The organism is Paenibacillus sp. 1-18 (genome assembly GCF_000520755.1).
GTDB classification, from domain to species: Bacteria; Bacillota; Bacilli; order Paenibacillales; family Paenibacillaceae; genus Paenibacillus; species Paenibacillus brasilensis.
Map to the genome: position 1 here is coordinate 1 of NZ_ASSB01000167.1, position 1469 is coordinate 1469.

Sequence of the window (1469 nt, forward strand, 5' to 3'; positions counted from 1 at the left end):
GGTATATGAAACGCTGGCCTACGCCTATCGGGAGCTGAAGGATTGCCACAGCCAGATGAGCAGACTGGAGCGAGAAATGTCAGACCCGGGTGTGGCGGCGGACCGCTTAGAGAAGCTGCTGCAATCGTATGCTGCTTTGCAGGAGCGGTTTGAACGCAATAGCGGCTATGAAATGGATGCGAATATTGACCAGGTGGCGGATGGGCTACGCATTCCCAAAGCCATGTATACGCGTAGCTTCGGCTCATTGTCTGGTGGAGAGAAAACCAAAATAGCGCTGGCATCACAGCTCATCGGACAGCCGGATTTGTTGCTGCTGGATGAGCCAACTAACCATCTGGATTTGAAGGGGCTGGAATGGCTCGAGCAATTTTTGCAGGGCTATACAGGTGCGTGTGTGGTTGTGTCCCATGATCGTTATTTTCTGGATCGGGTTGCCGTCAAAATGATTGAGCTGGAGGATGGCGAGGCGTTTACGTACTATACGAATTACAGCGGCTACGTCAAGGAAAAGGAAGAACGTCTGCTGCTGCAATTTGAGGATTATAAGGAACAGCAAAAGCGGATTAAAAAGATGAAGGAGGCCATTCGGCGTTTTGAAGAGTGGGGCCGCAATGGAGACAACGAAAAGTTTTTTAAAAAAGCGAACTCGATCCGTAAAGCTCTGGAACGAATGGAACTGGTAAAGCGGCCTGTACTGGACCCTCAGGGGGCTGAGTTTCACCTGAAGCTGGAGGATCGCTCAGGTCGCAGGGTGCTGCAATTTGAAGAAATCGTCAAATCTTATGGTGAGCGGCAAATATTAAAAGGGGCCACAGGTAGTCTGGAATTTGGTGAGAAGGTGGCACTGCTGGGCGATAACGGCTCAGGCAAAACGACTCTGCTCAAGCTGCTCCTTGGTCAGGAAAGTCCGGATGCAGGTACGGTACAATGGGGAGCACGCGTAGAGTATGGATATCTGGCGCAGCAAGAGAGAGAACGGGATAGCCGTGCGACCGTGCTTGCCTACTTCAAGGAGGAAGCCGGCGTGGAGGAAGGCGAAGCGCGCGGGCTGCTGGCGAAGTATTTATTTTACGGTGCCGATGTGTTTAAGCCTGTGAGTATGCTGTCCGGTGGGGAGTGGTCCCGCTTGCGGCTGGCGCTGCTGGTTATGAAAAAGCCGAATTTGCTGGTGCTGGATGAGCCGACCAACCATCTGGACATCGACTCACGCGAGGCGCTGGAGGAAGCGCTGGACACCTACACAGGAACGGTGCTGGCGATTTCACATGACCGCTACTTTGTGAACAAGCTGGCTGGGCGCGTTTGGGAGCTGGAGGATGGCAAGCTGGCCTTTTATCAGGGCAGCTTCGATGAATATCGAGCGAAGAAGCGGGAGCTGGAAAACGCCCGCCTGCAGCGCGAGGCGGATGCAGGGGCACGCCCGGCATCTGCAAGCAGAGCCGCATCCGGTGGCGGCTCAGGCTCGG

At 54.4% G+C, this 1469-nt stretch carries 1 protein-coding gene; it reads left to right on the forward strand.

Annotation, left to right across the window (positions count from 1 at the left end; genetic code table 11):
• Positions 1 to 1469 (forward strand): ribosomal protection-like ABC-F family protein (gene abc-f / locus L693_RS0110365; protein ID WP_025717192.1); only part of this gene is annotated, 1469 nt, incomplete at both ends.